15 protein-coding genes are annotated in these 17,329 nt (G+C 70.8%); 7 read left to right on the top strand and 8 right to left on the bottom strand.

Annotation, left to right across the window (positions count from 1 at the left end):
- Positions 1 to 108: 108 nt before the first annotated feature.
- Positions 109 to 714, top strand: a complete 606-nt coding sequence (locus ACFYPA_RS21285; protein WP_359319971.1) for a class I SAM-dependent methyltransferase — start codon at positions 109 to 111, stop codon at positions 712 to 714.
- A gap of 179 nt (positions 715 to 893) precedes the next feature.
- Here ACFYPA_RS21285 and ACFYPA_RS21280 read toward each other — a convergent pair whose 3' ends face one another.
- A complete protein-coding gene (locus tag ACFYPA_RS21280) occupies positions 894 to 1,064 on the bottom strand; it encodes a hypothetical protein (RefSeq protein WP_359085681.1) in 171 nt (56 codons plus the stop codon).
- Between the two features lie 175 nt (positions 1,065 to 1,239).
- On the opposite strand from ACFYPA_RS21280, the gene ACFYPA_RS21275 reads away from it, so the two are divergent.
- Entirely contained in the window at positions 1,240 to 1,680 is a 441-nt protein-coding gene (locus tag ACFYPA_RS21275; protein WP_359085682.1) for an ATP-binding protein, read from the top strand.
- Between the two features lie 221 nt (positions 1,681 to 1,901).
- Here ACFYPA_RS21275 and ACFYPA_RS21270 read toward each other — a convergent pair whose 3' ends face one another.
- The 4 genes from ACFYPA_RS21270 to ACFYPA_RS21255 form a co-directional block, all read right to left on the bottom strand.
- Positions 1,902 to 2,867, bottom strand: a complete 966-nt coding sequence (locus ACFYPA_RS21270; RefSeq protein ID WP_359354033.1) for an LLM class F420-dependent oxidoreductase — start codon at positions 2,865 to 2,867, stop codon at positions 1,902 to 1,904.
- Positions 2,868 to 2,957: 90 nt separating this feature from the next.
- Positions 2,958 to 3,305 (bottom strand): hypothetical protein, encoded by a 348-nt coding sequence (locus ACFYPA_RS21265; RefSeq protein WP_359085684.1) that lies wholly within the window; start codon positions 3,303 to 3,305, stop codon positions 2,958 to 2,960.
- Positions 3,306 to 3,581: 276 nt separating this feature from the next.
- Positions 3,582 to 5,456 carry a transketolase gene (locus tag ACFYPA_RS21260; RefSeq protein WP_389133506.1) on the bottom strand — a complete coding sequence of 625 codons (1,875 nt, stop codon included), beginning with the start codon at positions 5,454 to 5,456 and terminating at the stop codon, positions 3,582 to 3,584.
- Between the two features lie 350 nt (positions 5,457 to 5,806).
- A complete protein-coding gene (locus ACFYPA_RS21255; protein WP_359085686.1) occupies positions 5,807 to 5,935 on the bottom strand; it encodes an LPFR motif small protein in 129 nt (42 codons plus the stop codon).
- Positions 5,936 to 6,316: 381 nt separating this feature from the next.
- Here ACFYPA_RS21255 and ACFYPA_RS21250 point away from each other — a divergent pair, with 381 nt between their 5' ends.
- Complete coding sequence (locus tag ACFYPA_RS21250; protein WP_359085687.1) at positions 6,317 to 7,498, top strand: PP2C family protein-serine/threonine phosphatase; 1,182 nt, start codon at positions 6,317 to 6,319, stop codon at positions 7,496 to 7,498.
- 45 nt (positions 7,499 to 7,543) lie between these two features.
- Here the strand turns inward: ACFYPA_RS21250 and ACFYPA_RS21245 are convergent, their stop codons facing one another.
- Together ACFYPA_RS21245 and ACFYPA_RS21240 are read right to left on the bottom strand one after the other, a co-directional pair.
- The gene (locus tag ACFYPA_RS21245) at positions 7,544 to 9,592 is read right to left on the bottom strand and encodes a CocE/NonD family hydrolase (RefSeq protein WP_389133502.1); all 2,049 of its coding nucleotides are present in this window, start codon (positions 9,590 to 9,592) and stop codon (positions 7,544 to 7,546) included.
- A gap of 32 nt (positions 9,593 to 9,624) precedes the next feature.
- Positions 9,625 to 10,938, bottom strand: coding sequence for an acetyl-CoA carboxylase biotin carboxylase subunit family protein (locus ACFYPA_RS21240; protein WP_389133500.1), 1,314 nt, complete (start codon positions 10,936 to 10,938; stop codon positions 9,625 to 9,627).
- A 271-nt stretch (positions 10,939 to 11,209) separates the two neighbouring features.
- Here ACFYPA_RS21240 and ACFYPA_RS21235 point away from each other — a divergent pair, with 271 nt between their 5' ends.
- Complete coding sequence (locus tag ACFYPA_RS21235; RefSeq protein WP_389133497.1) at positions 11,210 to 13,429, top strand: serine/threonine-protein kinase; 2,220 nt, start codon at positions 11,210 to 11,212, stop codon at positions 13,427 to 13,429.
- A gap of 74 nt (positions 13,430 to 13,503) precedes the next feature.
- Here the strand turns inward: ACFYPA_RS21235 and ACFYPA_RS21230 are convergent, their stop codons facing one another.
- Positions 13,504 to 13,791 (bottom strand): hypothetical protein, encoded by a 288-nt coding sequence (locus ACFYPA_RS21230; RefSeq protein WP_359319964.1) that lies wholly within the window; start codon positions 13,789 to 13,791, stop codon positions 13,504 to 13,506.
- A 248-nt stretch (positions 13,792 to 14,039) separates the two neighbouring features.
- Between ACFYPA_RS21230 and ACFYPA_RS21225 the strand changes: the two genes are divergently transcribed.
- The 3 genes from ACFYPA_RS21225 (at position 14,040) to ACFYPA_RS21215 (ending at position 17,269) form a co-directional block, all read left to right on the top strand.
- Positions 14,040 to 14,525, top strand: a complete 486-nt coding sequence (locus ACFYPA_RS21225; RefSeq protein WP_359085692.1) for a LemA family protein — start codon at positions 14,040 to 14,042, stop codon at positions 14,523 to 14,525.
- A complete protein-coding gene (locus ACFYPA_RS21220; protein WP_359085693.1) occupies positions 14,522 to 16,087 on the top strand; it encodes a DUF2207 family protein in 1,566 nt (521 codons plus the stop codon). The genes ACFYPA_RS21225 and ACFYPA_RS21220 overlap by 4 nt, the downstream gene beginning before the upstream one ends.
- A gap of 315 nt (positions 16,088 to 16,402) precedes the next feature.
- Positions 16,403 to 17,269 (top strand): SDR family oxidoreductase, encoded by an 867-nt coding sequence (locus ACFYPA_RS21215; protein ID WP_359319962.1) that lies wholly within the window; start codon positions 16,403 to 16,405, stop codon positions 17,267 to 17,269.
- Positions 17,270 to 17,329: the final 60 nt, after the last annotated feature.

Here is a 17,329-nt window from a genome sequence, read left to right as displayed (position 1 = left end):
TTGGCCGGACACATGGACCCTCCATGCGGCAGGCGATCACGCTACCGGCAGAGCCCACGGCGAAACCGCTTCCTCGCGCAGCCGCACGGGCGCCCTATAGTTGGCGTTATGAGTCGCTGGGCGGAATTGGCCGGGAAGGCGTCCGGGGAGGACTACGCCGCACGATTCGCGGCCCTGGCCCGGAGCGGCAAGAACGTGCACGGTGAGGCGCGGTTCTGCGCGGCTCTCGCGCCGGTCGGAGCGCGGGTGCTGGATGCCGGGTGCGGTACCGGACGCGTCATGATCCGGCTCTCGGAACTCGGGTACGACTGTGTCGGGGTGGATCTGGACGCGTCGATGCTGGCAGTGGCGAGGGAGCAGGCTCCCGGACTGCCTTGGTTCCAGCTCGACCTGGCCGAGTTCGACCCGGCGCCGCTCGGTATCGCAGGAGACTTCGACCTCGTCGTCGCCGCCGGCAATATCTTCCCGCTGCTCGCCCCCGGCACCGAGCCGACGGTGCTGGAGCACTTGTCCGCGGCGCTGCGCCCGGGCGGTCTGCTGGTCGCCGGCTTCGGCCTGGACGAAGCCCACCTGCCGGTGCCGGCCGGCCTCACGCTGTCGGACTACGACGGCTGGTGCGCCGCGGCCGGCCTCACCCTTGTCGACCGGTTCGCCACCTGGGATGCCGACCCCTATGACGGCGGCGGTTATGCCGTCAGCGTCCACCGTCGGTGAGTGTGTACGGGACGTCTTGATTGCCGCGCCCACCCGACGGAAGACGTAGCCCGGGAGGTCCGGGTCCTTTCGAACCGCCCGCATCGCCTCGTGGTCGGAGGGGCCAATGAACAGCCCCTGGTCCCGCATGGAGCCGGGGCCAGGGGCTGAGGCGCCGGATCACCGCCGGCGTCGTGGGGTCAGCGTCTGCGGGAAGGGCGGGCGGTTCCGATTCCCGCGACGTGCAGGGCGAGCAGTGCCAGGCCCAGGAGCATGAGGTTCACGGAGGCGAAGACGTCGTTGGTGGTGATGTCCGCGGCGTTGACCAGGAAAGCGATGACGAACAGGACGGCCGCTGCAATGCCGAGCATGGAGTGCTCCTCTCGTTGGGGGTGAGGTCCGTGTGCCCGGACATTCCGCGGACAGACCCCGTTTCCGCTTCGACTTCGGCCTCGGGAGACGTGGCCGGGCCGCGTGCCGGGGTGAGGGGGGTTCTCCTCCAAGGCCGGGGTACACGGGTGACGAGGACCGAACGAGGGAGGTGCGATGGCGAAGGACACGTCGCTGCGCGCGATGGGATGGGCTCAGACGTTTCCGGTGTCGCAAGGTGTGCGGGCCGGCCGGCGGTGGACCAGCGAGCATCTGGCGTCGTTGGAGTGGACCAGGGACGCCCCCGAAGTAGTGGACGCGATACTGCTCAGTGTTTCCGAACTGGTCACGAACGCGCACGTGCACGCGCACAGTGACGCCCAACTGGTTCTGACGTGGGACAGCCACTGCCTGCACGTGAGTGTCCACGACTCGAACCCCCTGCCGCCCACGAAGCAGTCCGAAGACCTCACGACGACCGGGGGCCGCGGACTGGCCATCGTCGACGCGCTCGCCGACGGCTGGACCACACATCCGCAGGCGTCGGGCAAGACCGTCACGGCGTGCTTCGTACCGCCGGGCGCCCCGAAGCCCCGGCACGGCCGGGACGTCAGCTGAGCCGAGAGCCTCCGCGACCCGTAGCTGGAGGACGGGTGTCCGGGTGCGCGGCCTACCACCGTGTCGGCCGCCCGGGATGCCGGTGGCCCCCGGTCCTACCGGGGGCCACCGGCATCCCGGAGAGAGCGCGCCGCGCCCTCAGGAACCGACGCGTGAAGCCCACACACCGCTCGGGGGCAGTCCTGCCCAGCCGTTCCGCCGGGCTGCTGTTGCCCGCTTCCTCACAGTTCCCGCAAGGCAGGCAGTAGTTTCTCCTCCGCCCACCGCAGATACGGCTCCTGCTGGTCCCCGCCGATCTGAACGAGGGCGACCTCGGTGAATCCGGCCTGGGCGTAGGGCCGTACCGCCTCGACGACCGCTTCGACGTCGTCGCCGCAGGGAATGGACCGGGCCACGTCCTCGGGCCGGACGAACTGCGTGGCGCCGGCGAACCCTGCCGGGTGCGGGAGTTCCGAGTTGACCGGCCAGCCGCCGCTGAACCAGCGGAACTGGTCGTGGGCGCGGGCGATCGCCGCGTCGCGGTCGGTGTCGTAGCAGATGGGCAGCTGACCGACCTTCGGCTTGCCTCCGCCGCCGTGTCGCTCGAACGCGGTGATCAGCTCCTGTTTGGGCTCGGTCGCGATCAGCAGGTCGGCGCGGCGGCCGGCGAGGTCGCAGGAGCGCACGCCCGAAACGGCGACGCCGATGGGAGGGGGCGAATCGGGCAGATCCCACAGCTTGGCATTCGACACGTCGAAGTGAGCACCGTGGTGATCGACCGTCTCCCCGGAGAGGAGGGCGCGGATGATTTCCACCGCCTCCTCCAGCATCTCGAGACGGACCTGGGCGGAAGGCCAGCCGTCGCCCGTGACGTGTTCGTTGAGGTTCTCGCCCGAGCCGAGTCCCAGCCGGAAGCGCCCCTCGGAGAGCAACTGCATCGTGGCCGCCTTCTGCGCGACCACGGCCGGGTGGTAGCGCTTGGTCGGGCAGGTCACGTACGTCATCAGCGGGATGCGCTCGGTGGCCTGCGCGGCGGCCCCGAGCACGCTCCAGGCGTAGGGGGCGTGGCCCTGGGAGCTCAGCCAGGGGAAGTAGTGGTCCGAGGTGACGGAGAAGTCGAAGCCGGCCCGCTCCGCGCCGACCACATGGCTGACGAGATCGCGTGGGCCGGCTTGCTCGGTCATCATCGTGTATCCGATGTGCAACATGTCGCTCTTGTCCCTGGGGTTGTACCGCGTGCGAGGGGGAGGCCTGTGGTCAGGTGCGAGGCTGCGCGTGGCGCGGCCCCGGACCCTCGGTCACTTCGTCCGGAGCCGGAGATCGACTTCCTTCTCCTGGTCTCCCGAGGCCGTTCCCCGTTCCTCCACGGCGAACGTCTCGCTCAGGACGTCGCGGATCCGGTCCACTGCCACGTAGGCGCCCTGCAGCGTGGCTGCGACCGGTGCGCTCAAGGAGGAGCCGGCCGACTCCGTCCGGGCGTCCTGTCCGGTCGGCTCGAACTCGGCGGTCCACACCGCGGGGTGGTCGCCCAGTTCCTCCTGGGGAGTCGTGCCGGAGGGGCCGTGGGCGGGGAACGCCTCCCGCAGGACGCCGAAGACCGCGGCGGCGTCCTCCCTGGAGGTCTCTGCGAGGGTGACGGTAACCATGGCGGTCACTCTCCTTTCTGCTCCGCGAGAAGGGAGCGTGTTTCTTCGGCGATCTGCCTGGTTTCGCCGGTCGGGACGACCAGAACGGCTTGGCTGTTCCGGGGGCGCTGACGACGTGCCCGTGTGCCGGCCGCCCTTCGCGTACCCACCGTCCGGTACTCCTCACCCGGCTCCGTGCACCCGTTGCTCCCATGGGATGCGGGACAGGGACGGTGTGCGAGTACACGGAGACCGAACGGATGAGCAAAGGACCCGCACGGGCCCCCGGCGAGTGCTTCAGCGGCGTTTGACCAGGGCGCGGGCGGACTCGACGATGTGGGAGCGGGAGATGCCGGCCGCGTCGAGGAGCTCGGCGCTGGTGCCCGATCCCGGCAGGCTCGTGACGGCGAGGTGGGCGAAGCCGGGGTGGCTGCCGGACGCCGCAAGAGCCGAGAGGACCGCTTCACCGATCCCTCCCTCGGGGTGGTGGTCCTCCACGACCACCAGAGCGTCCGTGTGCGAGGCGGCGCTGACCAGGGCGTCGGAGTCGATGGGCTTGACCGAGTACAGGTCGATGACACGGGCCGGGATGCCGTCGGCAGCGAGCTCCTCGGCGGCGGCCAGGCACTCGTGCAGAGTGACACCGGCACCGATCAGGGTGACCCGGTCGTCGTCACCACCGCCGCGCAGGGTCTTCGACCCTCCCGGCGGGAAGCTCTCGTCCTCGGCGTACAGCACCGGGTAGGCGCCGCGCGTGGTGCGCAGGTACGAGATGCCCTCGATGTCGGCCATAGCGGCCGTCAGGGCGGCGGCCGAGGTCGCGTCGGACGGATACAGGACGGTGGATCCGAGGACCGCGCGCATCATCGCCAGGTCCTCGACACCCATCTGAGAGGGGCCGTCGGCGCCGATCTCCACACCGCTGTGGGTTCCGCACACGGACATGGTGATCCCGGAGACGGCGGCCATCCGGATGAAGTCGTGCGCCCGGGTGAGGAAGGCGGCGAAAGTGGTGGCGTAGGGGCGGTAGCCGCGGACGGCCATACCGACGGCGGTGGCGATCATCTGCTGTTCGGCGATGTAGGTCTGGAAGTACCGCTCCGGGTGGGCCTTCTCGAAGTCCTCGGCGTGCGTCGAGTTGCCGACCTCGGCGTCCAGGACGACCACGTCCGGGCGGGCGCCGAGGGCAGCCAGTGTCTTGCCGTAGGCGACCCGTGTGGCGACTTCGTCCCCGACGTCGTAGCGAGGCAGCTCCACCGGGCCCGCTGCCGGGGCCGGGACACGGGCGGCATCGGGGGGCCGGGGGCCGCGCACCCGCAGGTCGCGTACGCCGCCCAGTTCCGCCACGGCGCGCTCGGCCAGATCCTCGGGCAGCGGCTTGCCGTGCCAGTTCTCCTGGTCGGCGACCTCGCTGACGCCCCGGCCCTTGACGGTCCTGGCGACGATGACGGTGGGGGCCTTCCCATCGGCGGCGGTGGTCAGGGCCCGGTCCACCTCTTCGAGGTCATGGCCGTCGATCACGAGGGCCCGGCAGCCGAATGCCTCGGCACGTCGCGCGTAGGCGGCCGTGTCCCACTGGAGCTCGGTCGGCCCGCTCTGGCCGAGCCTGTTGACGTCGACGATCGCGGTGAAGTTGGCCAGCTGGTGCTGCCCCGCCTTGTCGAGTGCTTCCCAGACCGAGCCCTCGCTCATCTCGCTGTCCCCGCAGAGCACCCATACCCGGTACGGCTGCTTCTCCAGGTCGCGGCCCGCCAGCGCGATGCCTACGCCGTAGGCGATGCCCTGGCCCAGGGAGCCGGTGGCCACGTCCACCCAGGGCAGGACCGGGGTGGGGTGGCCCTGGAGGCGGTGGCCGAGGCGACGGTAGGTGGTCATCAGCTCTTCGTCACTGATGGCTCCGGCGGCCTTGAACATCGCGTAGAGCAGGGGTGACGCGTGTCCCTTGGAGAAGATCAGGTGGTCGCCGGCCGGATGGTCCGGCGCGGACCAGTCGTAGTGGAGGTGGCGAGCGAGCAGCACGGCCATCAGGTCGGCCGCCGAGAGGCTGGAGGTGGGGTGCCCGGATCCTGCGGACGTGCTGGAGCGCACCGAGTCCACGCGGAGCTGCTGGGCGAGTTCGAAGATCTGGACCAGATCGGTGTCGGAATCGAGCGTGGTCGGTCGGGTGGACATGGCCGGGCCTTTCGTGGGGGGCGGCGATACGACGGGAGGAGAGTTCCCCGGATCCGGGCGGTCCATCACGCCCGGGGGCCGCTTGACCTCGTTCGGCCGTGGGCCGCAGGACGCGAGGGCGACGACCGCACGGTCCTCGACGCCGCCGCCCCGTGGCCCCGGGGCCGGCGCGGTTCGCTCCGGCGGCCCACGCCATCGGAGTGCAGCGGCCGCCTTCCGCGCCTCACCCGGCGGCGTCGGCCCGTCGCGTACAAGTCACCCTCGCGTGGTCGCGTACAAGTCACCTCGCGTACGGGTCACCAGTCGGCGCCTCGCTCCGCCCGGGGCCGACGGCCCTGCGGCACCTCACGTCAGCTGTGGCGGTGCGCCGTGCCGGAGGCTCCGCCGAAGAGGCGGCCGACCGCACGGAACGGCAGGCTCACCACCGTGGCGACGGCACTGCCGATGGAGCGGAAAACGTCTGCGATTGCCTGAAGCATGGAACTGTCCTTTCCTTCCGGCTCGGCCCGCTCTCCGCACAGGAAGTGAGGTCGCGTGGTCGAGCGTCCTCGTCGCGTACCCCTGCTTCCCACGGGGAAACGGGCCCCTGCCCGCCCGCTTTCTCGTGTACGCGGGCGCGGCCATGCCTGTGGGGGAGGAGGCACCGAGCCTCGCTTCCGGCCCCTGCGCATGGCGAAGGTGGTGTATTTGACTATAGAGCGTTCGGGGGTACGACGTCAGATGGCCGTGTGACGCCGCCGCGCCGGTCGGGTCGGCGCCGCACCCCCTACAGCGGCACCGCCCCGCCGTGCGGGCAGGGAGCGCCGACGCCAGACTGCAGCCGTAGGGGGAGCAGCCTGATCCGGACGAGAGGGGCGGCAGTGGCGGCGTCGGAGACCGGCGATGAACTGTTGGGCGAGTTCCTGGCCGATCCGGCCAATGCGACGCTGGACCTCTCCGCGGCCGTGGCGCGCTGTTCGAAGGCGCTCGGTCTGCGGCAGTCGGTCGTCTACCTCGCTGATCTACAGCAGCGCGTGCTGGTTCCGCTGTTGGACAACGTCACCGAACTGGACATCGACGGATCGCTCGCAGGATGGGCCTATCGGACCCAGTCGTTGCGGGTGGAGGAGTCGGACCACTGCGGGCTGACCACCTGGCTGCCCCTCGTCGACGGAGCGGAACGCCTCGGTGTCGTCGCGGTGCTCTCTCCCACCCTCGACGCGGCCCTGCTGCGCCGTGGCCGGACCCTTGCCTCGCTGCTGGCGATGATGATCACCTCCAAGCGGACGTACAAGGACTCCTTCGTGCGGCGTACGCGTACGGAGCCCATGCAATTGCCCGCCGAAATGCTGCGGGCCTTCTTGCCGCCCAGGACCATCGGAACCCCGGGTGTCGTGTCGACAGCGGTTCTGGAGCCGGCTTACGAGATCGGCGGGGACGCGTTCGACCATGCTCTGACCAGCACGTCGTTGCACGCGTCGATCTTCGACTCCATGGGCCACGACCTGGCCGCCGGCCTCACCACGTCGGTCGCCCTGGCCGCGTGCCGCAACGCACGCCGCACCGGGTCCGATCTGCCGCGCCTCGTCGACGATGTCGACACGGCTCTGTCGCAATGGCTTCCGGACGGGTTCTGCACCGGTGTCCTGGCCCAGCTGGACCTGGCGAGCGGGGTCCTGCGATGGGCCAACTGCGGTCACCCGGCCCCCCTGCTGATCCGCGACCGGCAGCTGGTTCCCGGCGCGATGGAGAGGGACGCGGACCCGCCGATGGGCTATCCCTCCACCTTCGCCACCGGCGACCGGCAGGTTCACCGGATCGAACTGGAGCCGGGGGACCGCGTGCTGATGTACACCGACGGCGCGACCGAGTCCCGCATGCGCAACGGAACGGAGTTCGGACTCGAGCGCTTCGTCGACTACGTGGTGCGCGCCGCCGCCGCCGGAGAGCTCGCGCCGGAAACACTGCGCCGTCTCATCCACTCGCTTCTGGAGTCCGAGAGCACCGGTCTGCGGGACGACGCGACCATCCTGATGCTCGAATGGTCACGGCCCCAGCGCTGAACACCCCAGCGCTGCACACCCCGGCCCCGAACAGCGCCGCGCAACTCAGATGTTCTCCCTCGGGACGCTTTCGTTCCACGTACGGGAGAAGACCCTGCGGCCGTCCTCGTATCCGTCCAGCGTGGCGTCGACGTGGAAAGCGTCGGCATCCGACGTCAGGGCGGTACGGGTCTCCACCCGGATGTCCCAGCCCGGGCGCCTGAACCGCATGGTCCAGGCGGACTCGCCGCTCACCGACCCGAAGTCGTCGGCGACGGAGGTGTACTTCTCGCCGGCCCGCAGCCCGACCTCGATGCCGTTCTCCTCGTACCGCTGGAGTCCGCGGTCCTTGATGATGTCGAGCGAGGAGTGGTAGTCGACCAGATTCCTGGACACGGTCCACGCCTGTTCCGGCTCGGTCAGCTGGGTGACGTCCGGCGGCGCGCAGCCTTCGGGTTCACCGAAGGCCGGTGAGGGCACGAGGTCCGGGGCCTCGGCCGGCCGGACCGGCAGGGTGAGGGAACTGCCGGTCTCGTGGATGCTCAGGACGGCGGGCGCGGGTGCCGGCCAGACCAGCGGCCAGTACGAGGTGGAGAGCGAGAGCCGGATGCGATGTCCGGCCGGGAAGACCTGCGCGACTCCGTTGAGGGGGATCCGGACCCGGTACTTCCTGCCCGGTTCCAGTGGCTCGGGTCCGTCGTCGCCCGCCCGGTGCGCGAGGTTCAGCACGCCGTAGGTGACCCTGGTCGCCCGGCCGTCCTCCGCCACGTCGGACAGCCGGACGGCGATCTGCGCCGTCTCCCGGGACGAGGACACCAGGAGTTCCACCGCGGGCGCGCCGAGGATCTCGACGCGTTCCGCCAGCGGCTGCGTTTCGAAGACGAGCGAACCGCCGTCCTCCTCGCGCTGGTCGTACGGCAGGTCCGGCGGAGCGTTGTACGAAGCCCACTTGCCGGCGAACTGCCCTACCGAAAGGGGGGATTGGATCGTGTGGACACGCCCTGCGGATTCATCCTCCCGTGCTGGAGCGGGCTCCTCCCCGACGCGCACGATGCTGTGGTCGCGCAGGGGGTGCGCCACTTCCCGGACATGGGGCGAGGGCCAGCCCGGCTCTCCCACCCAGCGGCCCGGGCGCTCCTCGTAGGACGTGGAGGGAGGCACGCTCTCCTGCATCCAGGCGCGGATCATGGGCCCGTCCATCGCGCCGTTGTCGGCTCCCTTGAGCCAGTGGTCCCACCAGCGGACCACCTCCTGGAGGTAGCCGATGGCCGGTCCCGGTTCACCGAGGTGGGGAAGCTTGTGCGACCAGGGACCGATGAGGCCCTTGCGAGGCACATCGACGCGGCTCAGCAGCCGCGTGACGGCGTTGGAGTACCCGTCGGCCCACCCGCTGGAGGCGAGCACGGGGCAGTTCAGAGCCGCGTAGTCCTCACTCAGCGACGCGTGGCGCCAGTAGTCGTCGCGGTGCTGGTGGCGGAGCCATTCGAGGACCCACGGCCGCGCGGAGTCCAGGCGTTCCCGCCACATGTCCCGCCAGCGTTCGCCGACCACCGCCGGGTCGGGAGGGCACGTGGCGTACGCGAACATGGTTCCGGCCTCGGCCAGGTTGTCGGAGAGCATGGCACCACCGACGTAGTGCATGTCGTCCGCGTACCTGTCGTCGGTGAAGGACGCGATGACGATGGCGCCCAGACTCGGCGGTCGGCGAGCGGCGACCTGGAGCGCGGAGAACGCGCCCCAGGAGATGCCCATCATGCCCGTGGTCCCGTCGCACCAGGGCTGATCGGCGAGCCAGGCGAGCACTTCTTCGGCGTCGCACTGTTCTCGTTCCAGGTATTCGTCCAGCAGGACGCCCTCCGATTCACCCGTGCCCCGCAGGTCGACGCGGACGCAGGCGTAGCCGTGCCCGGCGATGTAGGGGTGGTGGATCGCGTCGCGGGTGGAGGTCAGGTCGTTCTTCCGGTACGGGACGGCTTCCAGGATCGCCGGGACGGGTTCGCCGTCGGAAGTGACGGGGCGCCAGATCCTCGCCGACAACAGGACCCCGTCCGACATGGCGATGGTGACGTGGTCCTCCTTCTTGACCGCGTGGGGGAGTCGATCGACGTGTCGCATCTTGATGGTGTGCTCCTTTCCGCCCGGTCCGGTCACGACGTGTCCCGGTCGCGGCCGCCCGGAGCGGTGTCGTCGAACGTGAGGCCCAGAGCCGCGACGCACTGGTCGAACTTGCGACGCAGGCCCTCCTCGTCGTCGGCACCGGTGAAGATGTGGGCGATCTCGTAGCTGTAGCTGTCCTGCTGGGACACGGAGGACAGCTTCTGTCCCTCGGCCGGTACGACGTCGATCCGCACCCCGGGTATCGACCGTTCGATGGCTGCCAGCTCGTCAGGCGTGGGCACCTGGTGCACCGTCCCTTCACCGAACCACCGGTAGTACCACTTGGCGGCAATGCGGTACGGCCCCTGCCCGCTCGGCGACGCGGGGTCCCGCCCGAGCGCGAGGCGGATCATCCGGTGGTGGTTCGGGGCACCGTCGACGTAGTCGAACAGCTCCGCGTGCGACTGGGAGTGCCGTGGGTTGATCTCCAGCAGGGAGATGTCGCCGGTCTTCGGGTCGTAGAAGTACTCGATGCTGAACGTGGCCGAGTCCATGCCGATCTGCCGGATGGTCCGCTCGCTCACCTCATGCAGTTTCCGGATCACCGTCGGAGGGAGGGTGCTCGGGTACTGGTGACGAAGGAAGGAGGAGGAGCCGGGGTAGTTGATCGAGTCCAACACGCCGTAGACGGTGACCTCCCCGTCGTACGCGAAGCCCTCGACGGCCACCTGGATGCCGGTCATCGCTTCCTCGGCCAGACAGACCTGCCCTCCCACTCCTGACATCTCCGGTGGGAGTTCCAGGAGATCGAGCACCGAGTCGAAGGGCTTCCCGACCCTGCCGATCCCCTCCCGGATCTTCCCCACGGCCACGCGGAACTCCGTCATGTCCGAGACTCCGTATGCCAGTTCCGACGAATAGGCGAGAGCGGGCTTGAGCCACATGGGGAAATTCACCCCCTCGGGCGGCTGAGGATCGGCACTGTCCAGATCCACCCGTCCGAAGTTCGGGTACGCGTCGATCACCTTCCGCTGCTCCAGCCGGCTCCAGTACTTGTGCTCGCACTTGACGACGGACTCGAGGCTCGTGGTGCGCGTGCCGTACTCGCTGCCGAGCATCGGCACGAGCGTGCTGACGGGGAAGTCCCAGTAACCGACGATCGCGTCGATGCTGCCCTCGTGCTTGTCCAGGACCTCCCGGGCCCGGCCCATCAGATCGTCCACCGACACCTCTCCCTCCTGCAGCTCGGTGATGCTCAGCAGAGGATGGAACCGGTACGTTCCGGCTTCCGGGACGGCTTCGAGGGTCGGCAGATTCGCCTCGTCGAGGCCGAGTACGAAGATGTTCTTCCGCTGTGCGGACACCGTGCGGTCCTTTCGTGGGGGATGCACGGCGCGTACCCGTCACTCACACTCCAAACCGAAGCGGCCCGGCCGCCCCGCGCCGCCCGTGGTGACGCCCCGTTCGCTCCTCGACACCCCGGGCAACGGTGGACTCGGCGCGGCAACGTCGCCGTCCGGTCCCTGTCCGGGACCCGCTTTTCCCTGTCGCACCGCCCTGCGGCTAGTTTGGGTCCAGGACAGATACGCAGGCCCGTGGCGGCAGAGGTGCACGGGGAACGGAAGGTCGGGGAGAGTGTCGCTGCGCCAAGGTGATCCAGCCGAGATCGGCGGCTATCCGCTCGAGGCGCGGCTCGGCTCGGGTGGCATGGGCACGGTCTTCCTGGGCCGTACGAGCTCGGGCCGGCCTGTCGCGATCAAGCTGATCCACCAGCAGTTCGCGGGGGACGACGAGTTCCGCATCCGTTTCCGGCAGGAGGTGGCGGCGGCGAGGCGGGTGAGCGGCGCGTTCACCGCCGCCGTGGTCGACGCCGCACCCGAGGCCGAGCAGCCGTGGATGGCGACGACCTACATCGAGGGGCACACGCTCGCCCAGCACATCGCCGCGGCGGGCCCGCTGAACGGGGCGGAGCTGAGGAGGCTCGCCATCGGGCTGGCTGAGGCGCTGCGCGACATCCACCGGGTGGGCGTCGTCCACCGTGACCTGAAGCCCTCGAACGTCGTCCTCTCGGCCGAGGGGCCACGCGTCATCGACTTCGGTATCTCGCGTGCCACGGACCAGCAGACGCTGACGATGACGGGGCGGGTCATCGGTACGCCGCCCTTCATGTCGCCCGAGCAGTTGCAGGCGCCGCGTGGAGTGGGGCCGGGGTCCGACGTCTTCTCGCTGGGGACGCTGCTGGTGTACGCGGCGACCGGTCGCGGGCCCTTCGACGCGGACAGCCCCTACATGACGGCGTACCAGGTGGTGCACGAGGAGCCGTCGTTGGACGCCGTGCCGGTGGCCTTGCGCGCGGTCGTCGAGTCATGCCTGGACAAGGAGCCCGCGGGGCGTCCTTCGGCGGACGAACTCCTCGTGCTGCTACGGGACCTGCCCTCCGACCTGGGCGGGGCCGACGCGAACGGGAGCGGCACGGGCCGCACCCGCGACATGATCACCCAGCAGCACTTCGCGGCGGCCACCCCGGTGCCGGTCGTCCCCGGCGCGGGGAGCACCCCTACCGCGAACGGCCGCCCCAGGGCTCGCCGCTGGCGTCCCGTGCTCGCGGCCGCGGTCGCGGTGGCAGCGATCGGAGGGGGAGTGGCCGCGCTGAACGCGGGCGGCTTCGCGGGGGACAGCGGCGGTGACCGGAACGCCGGCGTCGCGGCGGCGGGGGCCGCCCTTCCGGAGGGCTTCGGCCCGTGGCACAAGACGGTGCTGGGAGGTCGCGAGGACATCCCCGACGAGCTGCGTTGCCTCACGCGCGGCGACGCGCTGTTCTGCGGTGGCGGTGGTGTGGTCGCCAGTCGTATCAGCACCGTTGACGGCTCGCGAGCGTGGACGGTGAACAGCCCGGGGGTTCCCGTCCAGGGCATGCACCTGGTGGGCGCCACCGACGACACGGTGCTCGGTTACCGCATCGCCGCAGCCGACGCCACGCAGGGTTCCGCCGTCGAGGTCGTGGCCGTCGACGCGGACAGTGGCCGGGAGTTGTGGTCCGTGCCCAACGGCGCCGAGTCGCAGGCCGTCACCGGCCGGTCCCAGGACGCCGTCGTGCTCGGCTCCGCCGTCGTGACGGTCGATGCCTACGACTCCCGTCTCGAGGCCCGGGACGCGCACAGCGGTGACCTCGCCTGGAGTACGCCGTTCCCCATGGGCATCCGGTGCGCGCCCGTCCCGGTGGGCCCCCGGCTCTTCGCGATGTGCGCGTCGGATGGGGAGATGGACGCCTCGGAGGTGAGCCACCCCACCCTGTACTCGGTCGACCGCGCCACGGGGGCCATGGGCAGGCCCATCGCGATCGACGGCCCCGCCGTGCCGATGGGCGTCGCCGGCGGCAGTCTCGTACTCCTCCAGGAGCGCACGGAGGGAGCGGCGTCGGGCGGTTACGACGGGGTGGCGCGGTTCGACCCGGCCTCGCGGAAGGTCACGTACTCCCGACTGGCCAAGACGTACGCGGGGACGCCGGGCATGGCGGACGGCACGGTCTACGTGAGCGGGCAGACCGGCCTCGTCACGGCGCTGGACCCCGCGACCGGTCGCAGGAAGTGGTCCCGGCAGACGAGCGTGGAGGGCGCGTCGGGCCCCGTGGCGGGAGCCGGTGCGCTGTATTTCAGCTCGGCCAGCGGCCGGGTGGTCGCGCTGGCGCCGCGCGACGGCAAGACTCTGTGGACGACAGATCCGCAGGCCGACGCATCGACGGGCGAGCAGGGCGCGAGTCCGCGGGTGACCGTCGCGGGACGCGCGGTGATCGTGGCCGCGGCCGGCAACACGCTCTTCGCCTTCGACGCGCAGAACCCGCCGAAGTCGGGCTGAGCCGGGCGGCACCGCGCCCGCCCCCACATGGCCGCTCCGCCGCGAGGTGCGGCGCGCCGCGGGCCGAACTGCTCTCAGCCGAGGCCGCGATGGCCGGCCCACAGCTCCCCGGCACGGCCGGCGGCGCTTGAGATCAGGGCCGTCAGCTCGGGCCTGTCGGGGACGGGGAAGGACACGTACGCGCCCCGGCCGCCGGCGACCGGTCGGCCGTACGCCTTCGCTGCGAGGCGACCGTCCGGGAGGAGCCGGACGTTGAGTGTGCTCAGTGTGAACGCTTCACCGCGTCGGGTGTCCGTCCAGCGGAGCGCCTCCGGGATCGTGATGTTGATGGCCAGAGCGCTCACTTCCAGGTCGTTGCTCATGGCCGGATGGTCTCACGCGTGGCCGCGGGCAACCGATGCCGTCGAGGGCTCCGGGCCCCGTTGTCAGGGGGCGGACGCTCCCGCCGCGTGCGAGCCTTGACGACCGCATTATGATCACGTCGATCGGCCAGGGGGGTCGGATCTTTAGGGCCTCTGGGGGCGACGCCGTGGGTGTCATCGTGGGTGCGATTGTTGCGGTATTGGTCGTTGTGGGCGGGTGGTGGGTCGTTAGGACCTACAACCGGCTCGTGCGGCTGCGGAACCAGACGCAGGCTTCGTGGGCACAGATCGATGTGCAGTTGAAGCGGCGGCATGAGCTGATACCGAACCTCGTCGAGGGAGCGCGCGGTTACGCCGCTCACGAACGCGCGACCTTCGAAGCGGTCACCGCCGCGCGTGGGGCGGCCGTCAGCGGGGGGCTCGGTGTGACGGACCGGGCCGTGGCCGAGGACGCGCTCACCGCGACGCTGGGCAGGCTGTTCGCGCTCGGGGAGAGCTATCCGGAGCTCAAGGCGGATCAGCACTTCAGCACGGTGCAGACCGAGTTGAGGTCGGCGGAGGACAAGATCGCGTACGCCCGGCAGTTCTACAACAGCGCCGTGCAGAGCTACCACACCGCCCTTGAGAGCTTCCCGGGGAACATCGTGGCAGGGCTGGGAGGCGCGCACGAGCGGCGGGAGTACTTCGAGACCGCCGCCGCGGCGCAGGACGCGGTCCAGGTGAGATTCGCGTGACGCTCATCGAACAGCTCTACTGGGGCGGTGCCGGGCTGATCGTGCTCTGGCTCGTCGCCTTCGGGTGTGCAATGGCCGCCACCCGCAACGGCGTGGTCACGCCGGGGCCGGCGACCCAGGAGTTCGGGGACGACCCCGAATCCCCGGCCGTGGTCAGCCTGCTCGGAAACAACTGGCGGAGCGTGGAGCATGCCGCCGCGGCGACTCTGCTTGACCTCGCGGCCCGCGGGCTGATCGAGCTGCGGCAGCCGGGCGACGACCCGGCCCGCAGCAGCGTTCACGTCACCGGGGCCGGCCGGGAGGCGACAACGCTACTGCCGTACGAGCAACGGGTACTGAACCGCGTCGCCGCACGCTCGGCCAACGGCGGTGCGCCCATCGGGGCGATCGCCTTCCGTGACGCCAAGCGCGCCGCCGCCTGGAACGCGGAGCTGCGCAAGGAAGTCATCGGCGAAGCCCGGCTGCGTGGCCTGTCCCGGTTCCGGTTCTCGCCGTTGCTCAGCAGTGCGTTCCTGTTCGGTGCCTTCGTCCCCGGCACGCTGTTCACCTCGGCCGCGGTCATGGGAGGGCACAACGTGCGCGCGGCGTTGGCCGTCGGTGTGGCTCCGGCAGTCGCGCTGATGTTCCTGCTGGCCAAGTCCATGGGTGAGCGGGCGACACCGCGGGGCCGGGAACGCGCCGGGCACTGGGCCGGGCTGCGCGCGTGGCTGACGGCGCACGAGGACTTCGCCCAGTTGCCGCCCGCCTCCGTGACGGTCTGGGACCGCTACCTCGCGTACGGGACCGCGCTCGGCGTCACCAGCCTCACCAGCCGGCTCCTCGGCTTCGACTCGGGAGACCGGCGACGCGTCTGGTCCTCGTACGGAGGGACCTGGCGGCCGGTACGGATCCGCTACCCGCGCATGCGCCCCGGGTTCGGCCGCCCGACGAACCGGCTGCTGCATCTGGCGATGGGGGCCGGCGTGGTCGCGGCGGGTCTCTGCGCCTTCGCGGTGCTGCGGCAGCCCGACTGGTCAGTGGCGGTCGACGCACACGGCGAAGGCGGGCTGCGCCGGCCGGGACTGGTGCTGAGCGCCGGCTGGGTGGGCAGCGCGCTGCTCGGGCTCGTGGTGGCCGGCAGGTTCAGCCGCTGGACGCTGTTGCTGGCGTTCCTGGCGATGATGCCCGGCAACCTCGCGTGGGACGACTGGTTCAGCGACGCGGCAGCCCACGAGGGCCCGCTGCTCGGCGAGCTGGTGGCCGTCGTGATCTTCGGCGCCCTGGCGGCGTACCTCCTGGTACTCGCCTGCCTGGAGCGGCGGGAGCCCGACACGATCACCGGTGAGGTGCTGCGCATGGAGTCGCGCAAGGGCAGGGGCGCGGCACGCTTCCTGGCCCTGGACGAGGGGGACACGGACGTGACCACCGCCTGGGCGCTCCCCGCGGCCTCCCAGGGCATCGCGACCGGCGCCCAGGTGCGACTGAAGGTCTCGCGGGGCACCCGTACCATCCGCTCCGCGGAGCTGGTGAGGGCGGCCATGCCGGAAGGCGACCGGGCGAAGGCCTCCGAAATCGCGTCGTAGCAAAGAAGGCGCCCGAGCGCCTCCGCAGTGAACGGCCGACTGCGGAGGCGCTGCCGCTGAGCGTGCTGTACGGATACGTGGTGCGTGATCGCGCTGCTTGTGCGTCGAGACGGCGTCGCCCAGGGAGAACGCCGCTCGAGATGCGTCGCCGGCAGGAGCGGCCAGACTGGAAGCCGGCACAACAACGTCGCACAGACGCCGGGAGCACCAGTACGGCGACGGCGCACCGCGCGGGATACGGACACGGACCGTGCACGCGGTGCGAGCAGGCTGCCAGTGCCTGCGCGGGCTCCTGCTCCGCTGCGTGGAGGCGCCATGTCCGTACCGAGCCCGCTGACCGGCCGCACCGTGGTGGTGACCGGCGCCGCCCGAGGTCTCGGTGCCGCGATGGCCCGGGCGCTGGTGCGGCGCGGCGCCCGGGTGGCGCTGCTGGGGCTGGAGGAGGGCGAGCTGGCGAGGACGGAGGCCGAGCTGCCCGAGAAGGCCGCCCAGCGGTGGGTCGTCGACGTGACCGATGCCGCGGCGATGGAGGAGACGGCAGCGCGCGTGCGCTCCCGGTTCGCTCCCCCCTCGGTGGTCATCGGCAACGCGGGCATCGCCGCGGCCGGCCCGCTCCTGGACTCCGATCCGCACCTGTGGCGGCGGATCGTCGAGGTCAACGTGGTGGGCAGCGCGGTAACGGCACGCGCCTTCCTGCCCGACCTGCTGCGCACCCGGGGCTACTACCTCCAGGTGTCCTCACTCGCGGGGCTCGCGCCGGCGCCACTCATGAGCGCCTACTGCGCCTCCAAATCGGGCGCCGAGTCGTTCGCACAAGTACTGCGGGCCGAAGTGGCGCACCGGGGCGTGGAGGTGGGCGTGGCCTACTTGAGCTGGGCGGACACCGAAATGATCAGGGCCGGTGACACGTCCACTGCCCTGAGTGCGCTGCGGTCGGCGCTCCCGTGGCCGGCCTCGCGCACCCATGCGGCGCCCGAGGTCGCGGAGCGGCTGGTCCGCGGCGTCGAACGCCGTGCCGCGGCGGTGTACGCCCAGCAGTGGGTGCGCGGAGTACGGCTCGCGCGTCCCTGGATGCCGCCGCTGGTCGTCCTGCGCTCCCGGCGGATGATGCGGCGTCTTGAGAGGGACGGTGGCGTCCCGGCGACCGGGCCCCTGGGAGCGGGCGGCGAGGCGGCGGTGTGACGGCATGACCGGTTTAACACTGATCGGGATCGGCCCGATCGACACGGTTCACCGGCGTCC

The sequence above is a fragment of the Streptomyces sp. NPDC005775 genome, assembly GCF_042871565.1.
Classification (GTDB): Bacteria; Actinomycetota; Actinomycetes; order Streptomycetales; family Streptomycetaceae; genus Streptomyces.
This window is presented reverse-complemented; position numbering and strand designations above follow the sequence as displayed.

Excerpts from the sequence above, each read along its gene's own strand:
- ACFYPA_RS21285 (WP_359319971.1), top strand. The coding sequence starts at position 109 with ATGAGTCGCTGGGCGGAATTGGCCGGGAAGGCGTCCGGGGAGGACTAC.
- ACFYPA_RS21280 (WP_359085681.1), bottom strand. The coding sequence starts at position 1,064 with ATGCTCGGCATTGCAGCGGCCGTCCTGTTCGTCATCGCTTTCCTGGTC.
- ACFYPA_RS21275 (WP_359085682.1), top strand. The coding sequence starts at position 1,240 with ATGGCGAAGGACACGTCGCTGCGCGCGATGGGATGGGCTCAGACGTTT.
- ACFYPA_RS21270 (WP_359354033.1), bottom strand. The coding sequence starts at position 2,867 with ATGTTGCACATCGGATACACGATGATGACCGAGCAAGCCGGCCCACGC.
- ACFYPA_RS21265 (WP_359085684.1), bottom strand. The coding sequence starts at position 3,305 with ATGGTTACCGTCACCCTCGCAGAGACCTCCAGGGAGGACGCCGCCGCG.
- ACFYPA_RS21260 (WP_389133506.1), bottom strand. The coding sequence starts at position 5,456 with ATGTCCACCCGACCGACCACGCTCGATTCCGACACCGATCTGGTCCAG.
- ACFYPA_RS21255 (WP_359085686.1), bottom strand. The coding sequence starts at position 5,935 with ATGCTTCAGGCAATCGCAGACGTTTTCCGCTCCATCGGCAGTGCCGTC.
- ACFYPA_RS21245 (WP_389133502.1), bottom strand. The coding sequence starts at position 9,592 with ATGCGACACGTCGATCGACTCCCCCACGCGGTCAAGAAGGAGGACCAC.
- ACFYPA_RS21230 (WP_359319964.1), bottom strand. The coding sequence starts at position 13,791 with ATGAGCAACGACCTGGAAGTGAGCGCTCTGGCCATCAACATCACGATC.
- ACFYPA_RS21215 (WP_359319962.1), top strand. The coding sequence starts at position 16,403 with ATGTCCGTACCGAGCCCGCTGACCGGCCGCACCGTGGTGGTGACCGGC.